Source organism: Tepidiphilus baoligensis, from assembly GCF_012911495.1.
In the GTDB taxonomy this organism is placed as follows: domain Bacteria; phylum Pseudomonadota; class Gammaproteobacteria; order Burkholderiales; family Rhodocyclaceae; genus Tepidiphilus; species Tepidiphilus olei.
In genome coordinates this window covers 1-18,129 of record NZ_JAAAUB010000002.1, presented here as the reverse complement: position 1 = coordinate 18,129, position 18,129 = coordinate 1, and the positions used below count along the sequence as shown (strand labels likewise).

The 18,129-nt window shown below is 62.8% G+C and carries 13 protein-coding genes and 1 tRNA gene; 4 read left to right on the top strand and 10 right to left on the bottom strand.

The window, feature by feature from the left end; translation table 11 throughout:
* The first annotated feature begins 17 nt into the window (after positions 1-17).
* Positions 18-1,343, top strand: a complete 1,326-nt coding sequence (gene ptsJ, locus GV368_RS01895) for a MocR-like B6 salvage transcription factor PtsJ (RefSeq protein WP_169115037.1) — start codon at positions 18-20, stop codon at positions 1,341-1,343.
* 53 nt (positions 1,344-1,396) lie between these two features.
* On the opposite strand, the gene GV368_RS01890 is transcribed toward ptsJ, so the two are convergent.
* The 8 genes from GV368_RS01890 to tig form a co-directional block, all read right to left on the bottom strand.
* Positions 1,397-2,764 (bottom strand): UDP-glucose dehydrogenase family protein, encoded by a 1,368-nt coding sequence (locus GV368_RS01890; protein ID WP_169115035.1) that lies wholly within the window; start codon positions 2,762-2,764, stop codon positions 1,397-1,399.
* A gap of 31 nt (positions 2,765-2,795) precedes the next feature.
* Complete coding sequence (locus tag GV368_RS01885) at positions 2,796-4,103, bottom strand: sensor domain-containing diguanylate cyclase (protein WP_169115033.1); 1,308 nt, start codon at positions 4,101-4,103, stop codon at positions 2,796-2,798.
* Positions 4,104-4,454, bottom strand: a complete 351-nt coding sequence (locus tag GV368_RS01880; RefSeq protein WP_169115024.1) for a hypothetical protein — start codon at positions 4,452-4,454, stop codon at positions 4,104-4,106.
* A 59-nt stretch (positions 4,455-4,513) separates the two neighbouring features.
* Positions 4,514-4,589, bottom strand: a tRNA-Val gene (locus GV368_RS01875).
* Between the two features lie 57 nt (positions 4,590-4,646).
* Positions 4,647-7,088: an endopeptidase La gene (gene lon, locus GV368_RS01870; protein WP_169115022.1), complete on the bottom strand. Its 2,442-nt coding sequence runs from the start codon at positions 7,086-7,088 to the stop codon at positions 4,647-4,649.
* Between the two features lie 358 nt (positions 7,089-7,446).
* On the bottom strand, positions 7,447-8,721 hold the full coding sequence (gene clpX, locus GV368_RS01865) for an ATP-dependent Clp protease ATP-binding subunit ClpX (protein ID WP_142804456.1): 1,275 nt from the start codon (positions 8,719-8,721) through the stop codon (positions 7,447-7,449).
* Positions 8,722-8,727: 6 nt separating this feature from the next.
* Positions 8,728-9,354 carry an ATP-dependent Clp endopeptidase proteolytic subunit ClpP gene (gene clpP, locus GV368_RS01860; RefSeq protein WP_142804455.1) on the bottom strand — a complete coding sequence of 209 codons (627 nt, stop codon included), beginning with the start codon at positions 9,352-9,354 and terminating at the stop codon, positions 8,728-8,730.
* Positions 9,355-9,453: 99 nt separating this feature from the next.
* Entirely contained in the window at positions 9,454-10,773 is a 1,320-nt protein-coding gene (gene tig, locus GV368_RS01855; protein ID WP_169115019.1) for a trigger factor, read from the bottom strand.
* 77 nt (positions 10,774-10,850) lie between these two features.
* Between tig and GV368_RS01850 the strand changes: the two genes are divergently transcribed.
* Positions 10,851-12,371, top strand: coding sequence for an NAD(P)H-hydrate dehydratase (locus tag GV368_RS01850; protein ID WP_169115017.1), 1,521 nt, complete (start codon positions 10,851-10,853; stop codon positions 12,369-12,371).
* Here GV368_RS01850 and GV368_RS01845 read toward each other — a convergent pair whose 3' ends face one another.
* Complete coding sequence (locus tag GV368_RS01845; protein ID WP_169115015.1) at positions 12,372-13,019, bottom strand: response regulator transcription factor; 648 nt, start codon at positions 13,017-13,019, stop codon at positions 12,372-12,374.
* Positions 13,020-13,021: 2 nt separating this feature from the next.
* Positions 13,022-15,097: a PAS domain-containing sensor histidine kinase gene (locus GV368_RS01840; RefSeq protein ID WP_206673202.1), complete on the bottom strand. Its 2,076-nt coding sequence runs from the start codon at positions 15,095-15,097 to the stop codon at positions 13,022-13,024.
* Between the two features lie 183 nt (positions 15,098-15,280).
* On the opposite strand from GV368_RS01840, the gene aceE reads away from it, so the two are divergent.
* Both aceE and GV368_RS11695 read left to right on the top strand, forming a co-directional pair.
* On the top strand, positions 15,281-17,971 hold the full coding sequence (gene aceE, locus GV368_RS01835; protein WP_169115011.1) for a pyruvate dehydrogenase (acetyl-transferring), homodimeric type: 2,691 nt from the start codon (positions 15,281-15,283) through the stop codon (positions 17,969-17,971).
* Between the two features lie 12 nt (positions 17,972-17,983).
* The coding region (locus GV368_RS11695) for a biotin/lipoyl-containing protein (RefSeq protein WP_408033895.1) at positions 17,984-18,129 on the top strand (146 nt) is incomplete at its 3' end.

The following is an 18,129-nucleotide window of genomic DNA, read 5'->3' as shown; positions in this document are numbered from 1 at the left end:
ATATAGTCACAGGACTAATGCAAATCACCGGCAACAGCGCATCGGACATTTTCGAGAGCATTCGCCGCGAGGTATTTTCAGGTCGCTTGGGTGGGGGGCAGCCCTTGCCCCCTGTACGCGAGTTGGCCAAACGGCTCGGGGTCAATCGAAATACGGTCGCCGCTGCATACAAGCGACTGGTCGCCGCTGGCATCGCCGAGACCATGGGGCGCAAGGGCACGGTGATCAAACCCCCTGCACGCCTAGGGGAGCAGGAGGGAACCTCTGCCAACTCGCCGCTGGTAGACCTGGCAGGCGGCAATCCTGACCCTGCTTTGTTACCCGACCCTTTGCAGGTTCTTTCCTCCAGTGGCTATCGACCGACACTGTATGGCCACCCCGTGCTCTATCCTGATCTGGAGCACCTGGCCCGTCGATGGTTTGGGTCCGATTGCCGCGACCATGACGTTTTGAGCTTGACGCATGGGGCGGTAGATGCGATCGAGCGCCTGCTCACTGCCTATCTCGTTCCCGGTGACAAGGTCGCAGTGGAGGATCCCTGCTTCCTAGGCAGCCTCAACACCCTGCGCTGTGCAGGGCTAGAGGCAATACCTGTCGCCATCGATGGGCAAGGCATGCAGCCCGAGTCCCTAGAGGAGGCGCTGGCTGCCGGCGCTCAAGCCGTACTGTGCACACCGCGGGCCCAGAATCCGAGCGGTTGCAGCCTGAGCAAGGCCCGCGCAAGCAAGTTGCGCCGCATCCTCGAGAATCATCCCCATGTCCTGGTAATCGAAGACGACCATTTCGCCCTGCTGGCAAACACGGCCTACCATAGCATCGTGCCGGAATCTGCTTCACATTGGGCGTTGATCCGCTCCGTGTCCAAAGGCTTCGGCCCCGACCTTCGGCTTGCCTTCGTCGCGAGCGATGCCACAACTGCCGCTCGACTCGGCATGCGTCTAGCACCAGGTACGAGCTGGGTAAGCCACTTATTACAAGCCGCTGTGCGAGGGCTTTTGGGCTCGGATGCCATCAGGGCACATCTGCAAACCGCCCGGAGCATCTATGCTTTGCGCCGTGAAACCTTGATCGAGGCGCTGCACACCGAGGGATTCGCCCCGCAACAGCCCTGTGATGGATTCAATGTATGGGTACCGCTGCCGCAGGGTACTGACGCTGTGCGCGTCGCACATTCCCTAGCCCAAAAAGGGTGGTACGTACGCACCGGTGAAGCCTTTGCGATCGCATCGAAGCGCCCGGCCTTGCGAATCACCGCATCCATGCTGGAGCCGGCACAGGCATTGCGCTTCGCGGTGCAACTAAGAAAATGCCTGGAAGGAGCATCAAGCGGTTCTTGTCCATGACATTCCAGGGGGGCACCTGCTGACCAGCCGTACTCTACTTGCACCAAACACGCTCAGGCCGCAACCGCCCCCCGCTCCGCCAGCGCGTTCGCCCGCCCGATGCCGACATAGGCGATTCCCAGCCGCTCAAGCTGCTGCGGATCGTATTGGTTGCGCCCGTCGAAGATCAGCGGCGTTTTCAGGAGCCGCTTGATCGCGGCGAAATCCGGATGGCGGAAAGGCTTCCACTCGGTCACCAGCACCATGGCGTCGGCTCCTTCGAGCGCATCGTACTGATGCCGGGTGAAGGCGAGCCGGTCCTGCTCAAACCACGCCGAGGGGAAGACGCTGCGGGCATTGTCCATGGCCACCGGATCATAGGCGAGCACCTTGGCACCGCGCCCGAGCAGCCCCTCGATGAGCGGGATGGAAGGCGCTTCGCGCATGTCGTCGGTCCCCGGCTTGAAGGCGAGCCCCCACACGCCGAAAGTCCGTCCGGTGAGGTCTTCGCCGAAACGCGCGACGATCTTTTCTTCCAGCACGCGCTTCTGCTTCGCGTTGCGCTCTTCCACCGCCGTGAGCACCTCCGGTTCGACCCCGGCCGCCTGTGCCATGGCGATGAGCGCCTTGACGTCCTTGGGAAAACACGAGCCGCCGTAGCCGCAGCCCGGATAGATGAAGTGGTAGCCGATGCGCTGATCCGAGCCGATGCCCAAGCGGACGTTTTCGACATCGACGCCGTAGCGCTCGCACAGCGCCGCGATCTCGTTCATGAAAGAGATCTTGGTGGCGAGCATGGCGTTGGCGGCGTACTTCGTCATCTCGGCATCGCGCACGCCCATGTGGATGACGCGCTGGTGGCTGCGGTTGAAGGGCGCATAGAGCTCGGCCATGCGCTCGCGCGCCGCTTCCGAATCCGTACCGACGATGATGCGGTCCGGGCGCATGAAATCTTCGACCGCAGCGCCTTCCTTGAGGAATTCGGGGTTGGAGACGACATCGAACGGGATCGACACGCCACGTGCATCGAGCTCTGCCTGGATCGCACGGCGCACCCGCTCGGCGGTTCCCACCGGAACCGTGGATTTGTCGACGATCACGCTGTAGCGCGTAAGCCGCCGGCCGATGTCGCGCGCCACCGTGAGCACGTGCTGCAGGTCGGCCGAGCCGTCTTCGAGCGGTGGCGTGCCCACGGCGATGAAGAGCACATCGCACTCGGCCATCGCCTCGCCCAGATCGGTGGTGAAACGCAGCCGCCCCTCGCGGTAATTGCGGACCACGATCTCGTCGAGCCCCGGCTCGTAGATGGGCAACTTCCCGGCTTTCAGCCCCTCGATCTTGGCCGCATCGACATCGACGCACCACACCTCGTTGCCCATCTCGGCAAAACACGCCCCAGTCACGAGGCCGACGTAGCCGGTCCCGATCACGCACAAATCCATTGAATTCTCCTCGATTCGTGACAATGACAAGTTACTGATCTTCCGGAGCGATCCAAACCAAGTGGTCCCGTCCGTTCTCTTTGGCTTGATAGAGCGCCCGGTCGGCACGTGCGAACACGTCGTCGATCGTGCGATCGCTGATCGAGAACGACGTGCCGCCGGCGCTCACCGTATAGCGGATCGCATGGCCATTGAAGACGACGACGCTTTGGCGAATGGTGCGCAGCAGCCGTTCGATTGCCGCTGCGGCCGCCCGATCGTCGGTTTGCGGCAACAGGATGCCGAACTCCTCTCCCCCCAGCCGACCACAGACGTCCATCTGACGCAGGGTTTGTCGAATCGTCTGGGCGAAATGACGCAGCACGGCGTCGCCCGCGGCATGCCCCAGCGTGTCGTTGATGCGTTTGAAGTGATCGAGATCGATGAGGCAAAAGGAGGAATCGATCGTGAATCCGGAACGAACGACGCGCTGAAACTCTTTTTGCATCACCTCGAGAAAAGCACGACGGTTGGGTAGCTCGGTGAGCGGATCGGTCATGGCCATGCGCTCGAGCCGCTCCTCGAGCAGTACCTGGTCGGTGACGTCGCGATAGGTGGCGATGTAATGCAAAGGCTTCCCTGCTCTGTCGGTGACGGGCGCGATCGTCACGTCGTGGTGGCGCAATTCTCCCGTTGCCGTTTTGTTGAGCACCCGCCCTTGCCAAATCTCTCCCTGAGAGATCGTCTCCCATAATTCTCGATAAAACGATTCTGGTTGTAAGCCGCTGTGTAACAAATGTCCAGCACGCGTACCGATCAGCTGATCGGCACGATAACCGGTGATCTGCTCGAGCGCTGGATTGACCCATTCGACGGTACCGTCGGCCGCCGCGATCATGATGCCTACCGGCGCATGGCGCAGCGCCGCGGTCAAGAGGCGATCTCGCTGGATTTTTTCTTCTTCCTGGGTCACGTCACGCGACACACCGATCGCACGCAACGCGCGTCCCGTCGTAGGATCGCGGTCACATACCTGGCCACGATCTTCGAGCCACAGGATGCGGCCATCCGGTGTCCGAATACGGTAACGCTGCTGATAAGTTGCAGTTTTTCCCTTGAGCAGATCGATGAGGGCCGAGCGAACCTTGGGCCAATCGTCGGGATGGACGAAGGAACGCCATTCGGCAAAACTCAAGCGGACGGGCTCGTTGCCCAAACCCATCCAACGGCTCCACTGGGCATCGAGCCAGGCAGTTTCATTCCCGAAATCCAGATCCCACGTTGCCAGCTCAGCCGCTTCTAGTGCTAGCCGTAGGCGCGTTTCGAGCTGAGGAGATGACGAGATGGGATCCTTCCGCATTCACGCCCCTTTCGTCGGAATGAGCCCGCGGGCCTCGGCTTCTTCGTAGATCGCCCGCGCAACGGCCTTCCACACGGGGCCGCCGTGGAGCTCCTCTCCCATGCTCGCTGCCGAAGCCATGGTTTGAAACATGAGGGCGATGAGCCCCAGGAGCTCGGCGCGCACGCGCGGCTCAAGGGTCGAAGAATAGAAATGCTGCGTGAGGTGCTCAGCGTCGGTATCAAGGGCCTCGCGGGCGAGATCGCGCATTTGCTTGGCATTGGCGGGATCGAGCCCCAGAACGGCGAGCTTGGCGGCAATGGCGTGTTCCAGCATTCCCACGTTATGCGCCAGAAACGTTGGTTGCACCATCGCCTGCCCCTTCGCCCATGCACCGAATGCTCAATGATAGCATAGCGAAAAGGGATGAATGGTGGGTGCTGACGGACTCGAACCGCCGACATTCGCCTTGTAAGGGCGACGCTCTACCAACTGAGCTAAGCACCCGCTGCAAGAGCCGGCAATGGTACCATCACCGACCTTGCTTGGCAAACGCGGCGAAGCTCAATGCGGCAATTCGCTTGCCGCTGGGCGCACGCCTGTGCCCGTGGTGGTACTCGCGGCAACGACTGGCGTCGCGACGGGAGGCTCGCTGGCTGGGACCAAAGGCTCGGGCTTGCGCTCGAGGGCGAGCTCGAGCACCTGCTCGATCCAGCGCACGGGAATGATCTCGAGCGCACCTTTGACGTTCTCGGGAATCTCGGCCAGATCCTTCACGTTCTCCTCGGGAATGAGCACCTTGCGGATGCCACCGCGCACCGCGGCGAGCAGCTTCTCCTTGAGCCCGCCGATCTCCAGCACCTCGCCGCGCAAGGTGATCTCGCCCGTCATGGCCACGTCGCAGCGCACCGGGATTTCGGTGAGCGCGGACACGAGCGCCGTGGTGATGGCGATCCCCGCCGAAGGCCCGTCTTTGGGGATGGCCCCTTCGGGCAGGTGCACGTGCACGTCGTTCTTCTCGTAGAAATCCTCGGCAATGCCAAGCTTGCGCGCGCGCTTGCGCACTACGGTGATGGCCGCCTGGATGGATTCCTGCATGACCTCGCCGAGCTTGCCGGTGGTGATGACCTTGCCTTTGCCTGGCATCACCGCCGCCTCCACGGTAAGGAGCTCGCCGCCGACTTCGGTCCACGCGAGGCCCGTGACTTGTCCCACCTGGTTCTCCTTTTCGGCCACGCCGAAAGAATACTTGCGCACACCCAGATAGGTTTCGAGATCGCCCGAGTCCACGGTGACCGGCGCTTTGAGTGCCTTGAGCAGGACTCCCTTGACCACCTTACGGCAGATTTTCGAGATCTCACGCTCGAGGCTGCGCACACCGGCTTCCCGCGTGTAATAGCGGACGATGTCACGGATCGCCTCGGTGGTCACGGTGAGCTCGTTCTTCTTCACCCCGTTGTTTTTCATCTGCTTGGGCAAAAGATAGCGCTCGGCGATGGCGATCTTTTCATCTTCGGTGTACCCCGAGAGCCGGATCACCTCCATGCGATCGAGCAGCGGCGCCGGGATGTTGAGCGTATTGGCCGTGGCCACGAACATCACTTCCGAGAGGTCGAAATCGACCTCGACGTAGTGATCCTGGAAGGCGTGATTCTGCTCGGGGTCGAGCACCTCGAGCAGCGCCGAGCTCGGATCGCCACGGAAATCCATGCCGATCTTGTCGACCTCGTCGAGCAGGAAGAGCGGATTCTTGACGCCGACCTTGATGAGACTCTGGATGATACGACCCGGCATGGCACCGATGTAGGTGCGCCGATGGCCGCGGATCTCGGCTTCGTCGCGCACGCCGCCCAGCGCCATGCGCACGAACTTACGCCCCGTGGCACGCGCCATCGACTGCCCGAGCGAGGTCTTGCCCACTCCGGGAGGACCGACCAGACACAGGATGGGCGCCTTGACGACATCGACGCGCTTTTGCACCGCCAGGTATTCGACGATGCGCTCCTTGACTTTCTCCAGACCATAGTGGTCGGCATCGAGGATCTTCTGCGCCTTGGTCAGATCCAGCGTGACCCTGGTTTTCTTGTTCCACGGCAGGCTCACGAGCACGTCGAGATAGTTGCGCACCACGGTGGCTTCGGCCGACATGGGCGACATCATGCGCAGCTTCTTGAGCTCGGCCTCGGCCTTCTCCTGCACCTCCTTGGGCATGCCGGCGGCCTTGATCTTCTTCTCGAGCTCGTCGAGCTCTGCCTGTTCGTCACCTTCGCCGAGTTCCTTCTGGATCGCCTTGACTTGCTCATTGAGGTAGAACTCGCGCTGAGACTTCTCCATCTGGCGCTTGACGCGGCTGCGAATGCGCTTCTCGACTTCGAGAATGTCGATCTCGGCTTCGAGCAGCGCCAACAGGCGCTCCATGCGCGGCACGAGTGCGAGAATTTCGAGCAGTTCCTGCTTCTTGTCGATCTTCAGCGGCAGATGCGCAGCGATGATGTCGGTGAGATGCTCGGGATCTTCGAGCGCCGCGAGCGAGGCGACGAGCTCTTGCGGCAGTTTCTGGTTGAGCTTGACGTACTCCTCGAAAGCCGACAGCAACGAGCGGCGTAGCGCCTCGGTCTCACGCGGGTCGCCCGGCTGTGTTTCCAGCGGCTTAGCCAGAGCGACGAAGGTGTCACCCTCTTCGAGGATGCGATCGAAACGCGCCCGCTGCCGCCCTTCGATCAGCACCTTGACCGTCCCATCGGGGAGTTTGAGCATCTGCAATACGTGGGCGATGCACCCGAGCGTGAAGATGTCGTCCGCTCCGGGATCGTCCTTGGCGGCGTCTTTCTGCGTGGCGAGCGCGAGCCGCCCGCCATTTTCCATGGCACGCTCGAGCGCTTTGATGGACTTGGGTCGCCCGACGAAGAGCGGGATGACCATGTGAGGGAACACGACCACGTCGCGCAAGGGCAACAGCGGCAGGTGTTCGAGGGTTTTACCCTGGGCTTCGATGAGTTCGGTCATGTGTGGAAATCCTGATGAGGCGAGAGATCGCTACTTCGCAATATGGTCGCTTGGCGGGCAAAAATCAAGGGGGCTCGTGGGACGTGCTGCCAGCGACCTGCCGGCGCATCGCTACTCGGGGCATCGCGCCTTGCTCATCCGATACACCAAGAAATGCCTCGATGAATCGTCGTGAGCGGTTACGGGGCAAGCCAACCGGAGTACGGCAACGCTCTATCAGGGCAAAGCCTGCAGCCCAGCACCAGAAAAACACCGCCATGTCGCAGTACAGCGAAACCGTTCGAGCTGCTCGAACGGTTTCGCTGGAGCCCTCGGCGCCTCGCGGGCGGGCCGTTTGCGGCAATCACTGCATGAGTGCTCAGTTTTCACCGCTGACGTGGGCTTCTTCGTTGCCGATCTTGAGCGGCTCGGTTCCTTGGGTTACGGTGGATTCTTCGATGAGGATCTTGTGCACCCCTTGGCTGCTGAGGTTGGGGAGTTCGAACATCAGGTCGAGCAGGATGTCTTCCATGATGGAGCGCAAGCCTCGGGCACCGGTACGCCGCTCGATGGCTTTACGGGCGATCGCCCGGATTGCTCCCGGGGTGAATTCGAGCTCCACGCCCTCCATCTCGAACAACTTGCGGTATTGCTTGACGAGGGCGTTCTTCGGCTCGGTGGCGATGCGCATGAGCGCCTCTTCGTCGAGCTCTTCGAGCGGAACGATCACTGGCAAGCGTCCGACGAACTCGGGAATCAGCCCGAAGCGCACGAGATCGTCGGGTTCGACCTGACGCAGCAATTCGGATTTCTTGCGCTCTTTCTTGCTCGCCACCGCTGCCCCGAACCCGATGCCGGCGGCTTCGGTACGACGCTCGACGATCTTCTCCAACCCGTCGAAGGCACCGCCGCAGATGAAGAGGATGTTGGTGGTGTCGAGCTGGATGAAATCCTGATTCGGATGCTTGCGTCCGCCCTGGGGCGGCACGGAGGCGACCGTTCCCTCGATGAGTTTGAGGAGCGCTTGCTGCACGCCTTCGCCGGAGACGTCGCGCGTGATCGAGGGGTTCTCGGATTTGCGCGTGATCTTGTCGACTTCGTCGATGAAGACGATACCCCGTTGGGCTCTCTCGACGTCGAAGTCGCACGTTTGCAGCAAGCGGGCGAGAATGTTCTCCACGTCCTCGCCCACGTAGCCCGCCTCGGTGAGCGTAGTGGCGTCGGCGATGGCGAACGGCACGTCGAGCTTGCGCGCGAGCGTCTGTGCGAGCAGCGTCTTGCCCGAACCCGTAGGCCCGATGAGCAGGATGTTGCTCTTGGCGACTTCCACCTCGTCGTCGCGAGCAGCAAGTGCCAGGCGTTTATAGTGGTTGTAGACCGCGACCGAGAGCACACGCTTGGCGTAGTCTTGGCCGATGACGTACTGGTCTAGGTAGTCGACGAGTTCCTTGGGAGTGGGCAGACGCCGTGCTGCATCTACGGCCTCGCCGCGCACTTCTTCGAGGTCTTGGCGAACGATGTCGTTGCACAGCTCGATGCACTCATTGCAGATGTACACCGATGGGCCGGCGATGAGTTTTTTGACCTCATGCTGGCTCTTGCCGCAGAAGGAACAGAAGAATTCGCCGCTGTTGCCGCGTTTGCTTTTTGCCATGTTGACTCAGATATCCTCGCGACGAATGAGCACCTTGTCGACGAGGCCGTATTTGACGGCCTCTTCGGCATTCATGAAGTTGTCCCGCTCGGTATCGCGTTCGATGCGCTCGATATCGTTGCCGGTGTGAAAGGCAAGCAATTCATTCAACTTTGCCTTGATCTTCAGGATCTCTCGGGCATGGATCTCGATGTCGGAAGCTTGCCCCTGAAAGCCGCCCAGAGGTTGGTGAATCATCACCCGGGAGTTGGGCAGGCAATAGCGTTTGCCTTTGGCACCGGCCGCGAGCAGAAAGGCGCCCATGCTCGCAGCCTGGCCAATGCACAGGGTGCTCACGTCGGGTTTGATGAACTGCATCGTGTCGTAGATGGCCATGCCCGCCGTGACCGATCCGCCCGGCGAGTTGATGTAGAAGTGGATGTCTTTGTCGGGATTTTCGGACTCGAGGAAGAGGAGCTGCGCGACGACCAGGCTTGCGACCGCATCGTCGACGGGACCGACGAGAAAGACCACCCGCTCCTTGAGCAGGCGTGAGTAGATGTCGTAGGCTCGCTCGCCTCGGCCGCTTTGCTCGACCACCATGGGCACCAGACCGAGGCCGAGCGGGGTATTCGCCTCAAACGATTCTTTCATGAATTCCTCACACAGCGTATCGACTTGCCAGCAATCGACGCAAAAAAAGACGGTAAGTTCGCGGCCGAGGCAAAATGCACCGCAGCCGCGCCGTTCGGCTCAGACGGGTTTCTGCGCCATGAATTCGTCGAAGTCGACGGTTTTTTCGGTAACCCGGACTCGCTCCAGAACCCATTGCACCACGTTGTCTTCGATGACGACCGCTTCGATGGTGGCCAGTCGCTGTCGGTCGGCATGATACCAATCGACGACTTCCTGTGGCCGTTCGTATTCGGCTGCCATTTCCTCGATGAACGCCCGCACCTGCTCCGGCGAGGCATTGAGCTCATGGCGCTTGACGATTTCGCCGATGAGCAGCCCAAGACGAACCCGTCGCCGGGCTTCTTCTTCGAAGAACGCGGGCGAGAGTTTGAGCTGGTTGGCATCGAACCCTCGCATCTGCAGATCGCGCTTGGCCCGCTCCAGGAGCTGTTCGGCCTCGAGTTCGACGAGCGCACCTGGGACAGCAAACTCGTGGGCGGCGAGCAAGAGGTCGAACACTTGTTTTTTCAGATCGGCGTCGAGTCGCTGCTTGAGCTCGCGCTCGAGCGAAGCGCGGATTTCGTCGCGCAGTTTCCGCACGTCGCCATCTTCGATGCCGAGCGCACGGGCGAAGTCGGCGTCGACCCCAGGAAGCTCGGGCTCTTCGACTTTATGCACCGTGAGCTCGAACTGGAGTGTTTGGCCGGCGAACTTGCTCTCTTCACCTTCGGGGAAGGTGACTTCGAAGGTCTTGGTCTCGCCCGCGCGCATCCCGATCGGCGCTTTTTCGATGGGCTCGAGCAAGGTCCCTGCGCCAATTTCGAAAGCATGGTTCTCGATGCGCCCATTTTCGACTTCTTCGCCGTCTTTGCGGGCTACGTAGGAGACGGTGACGCGATCACCTTCCTGCGCCGGGCGCTCGACTTCACGCCAAGTGGCGCGCTGCTTGCGCAGGCGCTCGAGGGTCTTGTCGACCTCGGCGTCGGTGACTTCGAGGTTCACCCGCTCCACGGTGTGTTCGGAGAGATCGGCCAGTTCGATCTCGGGGTAGATTTCGAACTTGGCAGTGAATGCGAGCATGGCCGAATCGGCGGATTCGGCAGGTTCGATGCGAAAATTTCCCGCCACGCGCAAACCCTCGCGCGCGACCGATTCGTTGAAGCTGCGTTCGATCGCCTCACTCACCGCTTCGGCCCAAGTCTCGTTCCCATACATTTGTTTGACGAGGCGCATGGGCACCTTGCCCGGACGAAAACCAGGCATCTTCACGGTGGGCGCGATACGCTTGAGCCGTTTCTCGGCCTCTTTCTCGACCTCAGAGACGGGGATCTCGAGCGTGAGCGAACGCTCGAGCGGATTGACGGGCTGCTGCGCGGGCGTCTGTTCGGCGACTTCCATCCGAGTTCCTTGCAATTGGGTGGGTAAAAACGGTTTTTCATTCTAACATGATTCGATCTCCAGCCGGGAGCCGCGTCATGCCTTTCGTTTCCTCGTTCACTGTGCCCCTTTCTTCGCGCCCTTTGCTCCGTCTGCAGGAAATCAGGGCGATCGAGGCGGTGGAAGTCCCCCTGGCCGACCCACCGCTGATGGAACGTGCCGGGGCGGCGATCGCCCGCGCGGTAATCGCACACGTGCCGCCTGGCGGTTTGGTGTGCGTCCTGTGCGGACCGGGCAACAATGGGGGGGACGGGTTCGTCGCGGCACGTCGTCTGCTTGCTCTCGGACGGCGAGCCGTGGTGATCGGTCGCTTCGACGGGGGGGGATCTGGAGGGGAAGCCGCGGCGGCGCGCGAAGCGTTCGTGGCATCCGGCGGGGTCATGTTGGCCGGACCGGACGCGCTCGAGACACCCCCGGCGGCGATCGTGGATGCCCTCTTCGGTATCGGGCTTGCGCGTCCCATCGGCGAACCCCATGCTTCCTGGATCGAATGGGGCCTGGCGCAGACGGCGTTCAAACTGGCGGTGGATGTGCCTAGCGGGCTCGATGCCGACACGGGGCGCTGCACGGGACCCTGTTTCACGGCGGACCTCACCTCGACTTTCCTTGCCGACAAGCCCGGCCTGCACACGCTCGACGGCCCGGATCGGGCCGGCAAGGTGGTCGTCGACTCGCTGGGCATCGATCCGCGGCGCCACGATCTGGGGCTCGGACGTTTGCTTGGGCTGGATGCCTTCGCCGACCATCTGCAGCCACGGCGCAAAAACACCCACAAAGGCAGCTTTGGTCACGTGCTCGTGGTGGGCGGAGCACCACGCATGAGCGGCGCGGCCTTTCTCGCGGGGCACGCGGCGCTCGCCACCGGCGCCGGCAAGGTGACCCTGTGCGCGCTCGACCCGAACATCCTCTCCTTCAGTCCAGTGCATCCGGAGTTGATGGTGGGAAACGCGATTCCCGAGCGCGGCGTCGATGTCCTCGTCGTCGGGCCGGGGCTGGGCGCTTCGGACCCAGCCCGGGCCTTGCTCGCGCGTCTGCTGCCTTCCCCCCTGCCGCTCGTGCTCGACGCCGACGGGCTCAATCGCCTGGCCGTCGACGCCGAATTGCAGGAGTCCCTGCGCTCACGCCCGATTCCGGCAATCCTCACGCCCCACCCCATGGAAGCCGCGCGCCTGCTCGGCACCGAGGTGGCCGCCGTGCAGAACGACCGCATCGCCGCGGCGCAGGAGCTCGCCCGGCGCTACCGGGCGCACGTGGTGCTCAAGGGCTGTGGCTCGATCGTGGCCGATCCCGACGGCACCTGGGCGATCAACCCCACGGGGAATCCGGGCATGGCGAGCGCCGGCATGGGCGACGTGCTCAGCGGCCTGCTGGGATCGCTGCTCGCCCAGGGTTGGCCGGTGCCGCTCGCGGCGCGCTTCGGCACCTTCCTGCATGGCGCAGCGGCCGATCGGCTCGTTGCAGAAGGGATCGGCCCCATCGGGCTCAGGGCCAGCGAGACGGTGGCTGCGGCGCGGCAGCTGGTGAATGAATGGTCCGAGCGGAATCGAAAAGCGCTTTGATTACTCGAGCTGCCCCCAAGGGCGGGCATGCTCTTCCTCCAGCCAGGTCATCGTCTGCACCAGCTCGGCAAGCGACTCGCTCGCCATCTTTTCCATCACCCGGGCGCGATAGACTTCCACCGTTTTGATCGAGATGCCCAAGTCGTCGGCGACCTGCTTGTTGAGGCGTCCGGCGACGATGAGCAAGAGCACCTCGCGTTCGCGCTGCGACAGGCTCGCGAGGCGCCGCTCGATTTCCAGGCGCCGTCGCTGCCGCTCCCGCAGGGTACGCGAACGCCCGAGCGCTTCCTCGATGCGATCGATGAGCTGCACGTCGGAAAAGGGTTTTTCCAGGAAGTCGACCGCCCCCTTGCGCAGCATCCGCACCGCCATGGGGATGTCGCCGTGTCCGGTGATGAAGATCACCGCCAGCGGCAGCTCGCGCCGGCGCAATTCCTCGAAGAGCTCTAGCCCGCTCATGCCAGGCATACGCACGTCGAGCAGCACGCAGCCCCCGTCCTGCGCGCCGATGGCAGCGAGGAAACTCGCCGCATCGGCGTAGGTGCGCACGCGATGGCCCTTGCCTTCGAGCAGCCACTGCAAGGAATCGCGCATCGCCTCGTCGTCGTCGACGACATGCACGATGCGCCCTTCCTCCATCCCGTTCATTCTTAGCACTCCTCCAGCGGCAGGGTAAAACGAAACACCGTCCCTCCTCCTTGGGGGTTGTCCTCCACCATGAGCCGCCCTTCGTGAAACTCGACGATGGAGCGGCAGATTTTCAGGCCCATGCCCAGTCCATCGGGTTTGGTGGTGAAAAACGAGGTGAAGATCTGCTCGCGTTCTTCCGGCGAGAGGCCGCGGCCCCGGTCGATGACAGCCACGGCCACGTGGCGTTCGTCCAGACGCGCCGCCTGCACCCGGATCTGGCGCGCGGCGGGTCTGGTGCGCGCCATCGCTTCGATGCCGTTGCGGATCAGATTCACCAGCACTTGTTCGATGAGGATCTGGTCGGCACGCACCGGCGGCAGCGCCTCGGGGATCTCCACCATGAGACGCACGTTGTGGCGCTTGGCCTCGGGGGTCATGATCTCGACGGCTCCCTCCACGATGGCGGCAAGCGGCACCGCTTCGCGCCGCGGTTCGGACTTGCGCACGAAGTCGCGGATGCGGTTGAGGATGGAACCGGCGCGCTCAGCCTGCGTCGCCGCTTTCTCGAGCACGGCACGCACGGCCGCCTCGTCGAGCCGGCCCTGTTCCAACCGGCTCATGCCGCCGCGGCAATAATTGGCGATCGCCGCCAGCGGCTGGTTGAGCTCGTGCGCGAGGGTGGAAGCCATCTCGCCCATGGTGATGAGCCGCGCCGTCTGCTGCAATTGGGCCTGGCGCTGCAGCTCCAGCGCGCGCAGGTGCTGATGGACGGTGATGTCGGTGGCGATCGCCATGCGCACGATGCGCCCGTCGACCCAGCGCGTGAGCTGTTCATGGACGTGGTACCAGCGCCCGGATTCCGGATGTTGCACCTCGCCATCGAAGAGTTCCCGGGGCAGCTTTTCTGCGTCGGGATGAGCCCCCTCCGGCTCGGGAGAGATCGGCCGAGGCACGCCCAAGGCCGCCGCCCGTTGCCCCACCGCGTCGAAACCGTAGATGCGCTTGAATGCCCGGTTGGCGAAGAGGATCTCGTCACTTTCCCAGTCGGCGACGAAGACCGCGGCGTCGAGCCCCTCCAGTACCGCGGCGAAGCGGCGTTGCGCCGCCTCGAGCGCGGCGCGCACCCGCCGTGCCTCGGTCACATCGGTCACGGCCGCCATCCAGCCGGTATGCCGCCCCTCGCCGTCGATGAGCGGCGAGAGGTAAAAACGCACGTCGAGCCGCTCGCCGTCCTTGCGCCGGATGCGCATGTCGAACCCTTCGGCAGGAAAACGGCCCGAGAGCGTCATGCGCAGGCTCTCCCAGCACGTTTCGAGCGATTCCTCCGGCCAATAAGGAAACGGCGGCCCGCACCCGAGCAGCTCTTCTTCCGTGAACCCTACCAAGCGGCAGAAGGCTGGATTCACATAGATGATGTGTCCCTGCAGATCGATCGCCCGCAGGCCGGTGACGAGGGATTCCTCCATCGCGCGACGGAAGGCCATCTCGGCCTGCAGCGCCTGTTCGGTCTGTTTGGCCTGCGTGATGTCGTGGGCGATGGCATAGGAGGCGTTTTCATCGGCGACGGGGTTGATGCGCCACGACAGCCAGCGGTATTCCCCGGTGATATCGCGGACGCGGGCGACGAATTCCACCGCCTCGCCGCTCGAGAGCCGGCGCAGTGCCGACATCGTCTCGGCCAAGTCGTCGCGATGCACCAGGTCGATGAGCGACTTGCCCTGGAGCATCCTCTCGGTATAGCCGAGCACGCGGGGGAAAGCCGCATTGCAGCGCAGGACCTTTCCGTCTTGCCCCAGCACCGCCAGCAGGTCGAGCGAGAAATGGAAGAGCCGGTCCCGCTCGCGTTCGAGCCGCTTCAAGGCCAAGCCCTGCTGGCGTGCACGAACGAGGAGCACGATCACCCAGGACCCCAGCGCGGCGATCACCAGCAGCATGGTCAGCATCTCGGCGCTGGCGCCGGTCGCGGCTTGCGAGGCGCCCCACTGGTAAAGCATGGCCCCGGCGCCTAACATGATCAGGGCGAACAGAGCCGCTGCGGCGCCAAACCGCAGGGGGGCATCGTCGCGCGAGGAGCTGACGGGAAGACTGGTTTTCATCGGTAGGTGGGAACGCCCAGAGACGAAAAAATTCCTCGGCCGACAATGTCGCGCATTCCCGGCCATTCCACTACTAGGGAAAACCCGTAGTCATGTTTTCGTTTTGCCGTGTTGCAGCGCACGATTGCGCTTCGTGAGATTAAATTTTATATTGCGAGATGTCCATCGCAAAAGGAGCCCCTCATGTCCGTCCAGTCCCAGCACCATGTCCACCCGGATCCGGATCCCGAAGAAACGCGCGAGTGGTTGGATGCGCTCGACGCCGTTCTCGAGCATGAAGGCGCGGAGCGGGCGCATGCGCTCCTCGAGACCCTGATCGAAGAGGCCCGAGAACACGGCGTTGACATTCCCTATTCGGCCAACACCGCCTACATCAACACCATCCCGGTCGAACTGCAGCCGCCTTATCCGGGCGACCCCGATCTGGAAATCAAGATCCACTCGTACATCCGCTGGAATGCGATGGCCATGGTGGTACGTGCCAACCGCGATTCCAACGTGGGCGGGCATATCGCTTCCTTCGCCTCGGCCGCCGTGCTCTACGACGTGGGGTTCAACCACTTTTTCCATGCGCCGAACGAAAAGCATCCAGGGGACCTCGTCTTCTTCCAGGGACACTCCGCTCCGGGCATCTACGCGCGCGCCTTCATGCTCGGCCGGCTCACGCAAGAGCAGCTCATCAGCTATCGGCGCGAGATCGACGGCAAGGGGCTTTCCTCCTATCCCCACCCTTGGTTGATGCCGGCTTTCTGGCAATTCCCTACCGTTTCCATGGGCTTGGGTCCCATCCAGGCGATCTATCAGGCACGCTTCATCAAGTATCTCGCCTGCCGGGGGCTGCTCGACGCGGAACGAGCCGCCAAACGCAAAGTATGGTGCTTCATCGGCGATGGTGAGGTCGACGAGGTCGAGACGCTGGGCGCGATCGGCCTGGCGGCGCGCGAGAAGCTCGACAACCTCATTTTCGTCATCAACTGCAACCTGCAGCGGCTCGACGGCCCCGTGCGCGGCAACGGCAAGATCATCCAGGAGCTGGAAGCCGAGTTCCGCGGCGCCGGCTGGAACGTCATCAAGGTGATCTGGGGTTCGCGCTGGGACGCGCTCTTTGCCCGCGACAAGAAGGGCATCCTGAAAAAACGCATGATGGAGCTGTGCGACGGGGACTATCAGACGTTCCGCGCCAAGGACGGAGCCTACATCCGCGAGCATTTCTTCAACACGCCGGAGCTCAAGGCGCTGGTGGCCGACTGGACCGACGAGGAGATCTGGCAGCTCAACCGCGGCGGCCACGACATCTTCAAAGTGTACGCCGCGTACAAGGCCGCCGTCGAGCACGAGGGTCAGCCGACGGTGATCCTCGCCAAGACCATCAAGGGCTACGGCATGGGACAGGCGGGCGAGGCGATGAACATCGCCCACCAGGCGAAGAAGATGGATCACGACGCGATCCGCAGTTTCCGCGACCGTTTTCAACTGCCCGTTCCCGACGACCAGATCGATGCGCTGCCTTTCCTCACCTTTGCCCCCGACTCGCGCGAGGCGCGCTACATGCACGAACGGCGCCAGGCGCTGGGCGGCTATCTGCCGCAGCGACGGCAGAAGGCGAGCGAATCGCTGGAGATTCCTCCGCTCGAATCGTTTGCCTCATTCTTCGCCGGCAGCGGCGAAGGGCGCGAGATCTCCACGACCATGGCGCTGGTGCGCATGATGATCCAGCTCATGCGCGACAAGAAAATCGGCAAACGCGTCGTGCCCATCGTGCCGGACGAGTCGCGCACCTTCGGCATGGAGGGAATGTTCCGCCAGTTCGGCATCTGGAATCAGGAAGGGCAGAAATACGTTCCCGAGGATCATGACCAGCTGATGTTCTACAAGGAATCGCGCGACGGTCAGATCCTCGAAGAAGGGATCAACGAGGCGGGCGCGACCTGCAGTTGGATCGCGGCAGCCACGAGCTACAGCGTGCACGACGTGATCATGATCCCCTTCTACATCTTCTACTCGATGTTCGGCTTCCAGCGCATCATGGATCTCATCTGGGCGGCGGGGGATCAACGTTCGAGAGGATTTCTCATTGGCGGCACCTCCGGGCGAACGACTTTGAACGGCGAGGGGCTGCAGCATCAGGACGGTCACAGCCATGTGCTCGCCCACGTCGTGCCCAACTGCATCAGTTACGACCCTACTTTCCAGTACGAACTCGCCGTGATCGTCCATGAAGGCTTGCGGCGCATGATCGTGGAGCAGGAAGACGTCTTCTATTACATCACCGTGCTCAACGAGAACTACGAGCATCCCCCCATGCCCGAAGGGGAAAGTGTCCGGGAGGATATCCTCAAGGGCATGTATCTGCTCCAGGCCGCGCCGGCAGGCGCGGCGCCCCGCGTGCAGCTCATGGGCAGCGGTTCCATCCTGCGTGAAGTGATGGCCGCGGCCGACATCCTGCGTGAGGACTGGGGCGTGGCCGCCGACGTCTGGAGCTGCACGAGCTTCAATGAGCTCGCCCGCGACGGCCAGGACACGGTACGCTGGAACCTGCTGCACCCCCTGGAAGCACCGCGCAAGAGCCACGTCGAGCGCAAACTCTCCGGTCATCGCGGCCCGGCGGTCGCCGCGACCGACTACGTCAAACTCTTCGCCGAGCAGATTCGTCCTTTCGTCAAACGCACCTATTACACGCTGGGTACCGATGGATTCGGGCGCTCCGACACGCGCGAGAAGTTGCGCTTCCATTTCGAGGTCGATCGGCACTGGGTGACGCTCGCCGCCCTCATGGCGCTCGCCGAAGACGGTGAATTGCCGCGAAGCAAGGTGGCCGAGGCCATCGCCAAATACGGCATCGATCCCGCCAAACCCAACCCGCGCACGGCCTAAAGGAGACTCCCGATGGCATCCCTCATCGAAGTGAAGGTACCGGACATCGGCGACTATCACGACGTGCCGGTGATCGAGGTGTTGGTCGAGCCCGGTGACGTGCTCGCGCCCGAGGATCCGATCTGCACCCTCGAATCGGACAAAGCCACCATGGACGT

Coding starts and splice junctions, on each gene's coding strand:
- ptsJ (WP_169115037.1), top strand. CDS start 18: ATGCAAATCACCGGCAACAGCGCATCGGACATTTTCGAGAGCATTCGC.
- GV368_RS01890 (WP_169115035.1), bottom strand. CDS start 2,764: ATGGATTTGTGCGTGATCGGGACCGGCTACGTCGGCCTCGTGACTGGG.
- GV368_RS01885 (WP_169115033.1), bottom strand. CDS start 4,103: ATGCGGAAGGATCCCATCTCGTCATCTCCTCAGCTCGAAACGCGCCTA.
- GV368_RS01880 (WP_169115024.1), bottom strand. CDS start 4,454: ATGGTGCAACCAACGTTTCTGGCGCATAACGTGGGAATGCTGGAACAC.
- lon (WP_169115022.1), bottom strand. CDS start 7,088: ATGACCGAACTCATCGAAGCCCAGGGTAAAACCCTCGAACACCTGCCG.
- clpX (WP_142804456.1), bottom strand. CDS start 8,721: ATGGCAAAAAGCAAACGCGGCAACAGCGGCGAATTCTTCTGTTCCTTC.
- clpP (WP_142804455.1), bottom strand. CDS start 9,354: ATGAAAGAATCGTTTGAGGCGAATACCCCGCTCGGCCTCGGTCTGGTG.
- tig (WP_169115019.1), bottom strand. CDS start 10,773: ATGGAAGTCGCCGAACAGACGCCCGCGCAGCAGCCCGTCAATCCGCTC.
- GV368_RS01850 (WP_169115017.1), top strand. CDS start 10,851: ATGCCTTTCGTTTCCTCGTTCACTGTGCCCCTTTCTTCGCGCCCTTTG.
- GV368_RS01845 (WP_169115015.1), bottom strand. CDS start 13,019: ATGAACGGGATGGAGGAAGGGCGCATCGTGCATGTCGTCGACGACGAC.
- GV368_RS01840 (WP_206673202.1), bottom strand. CDS start 15,097: ATGAAAACCAGTCTTCCCGTCAGCTCCTCGCGCGACGATGCCCCCCTG.
- aceE (WP_169115011.1), top strand. CDS start 15,281: ATGTCCGTCCAGTCCCAGCACCATGTCCACCCGGATCCGGATCCCGAA.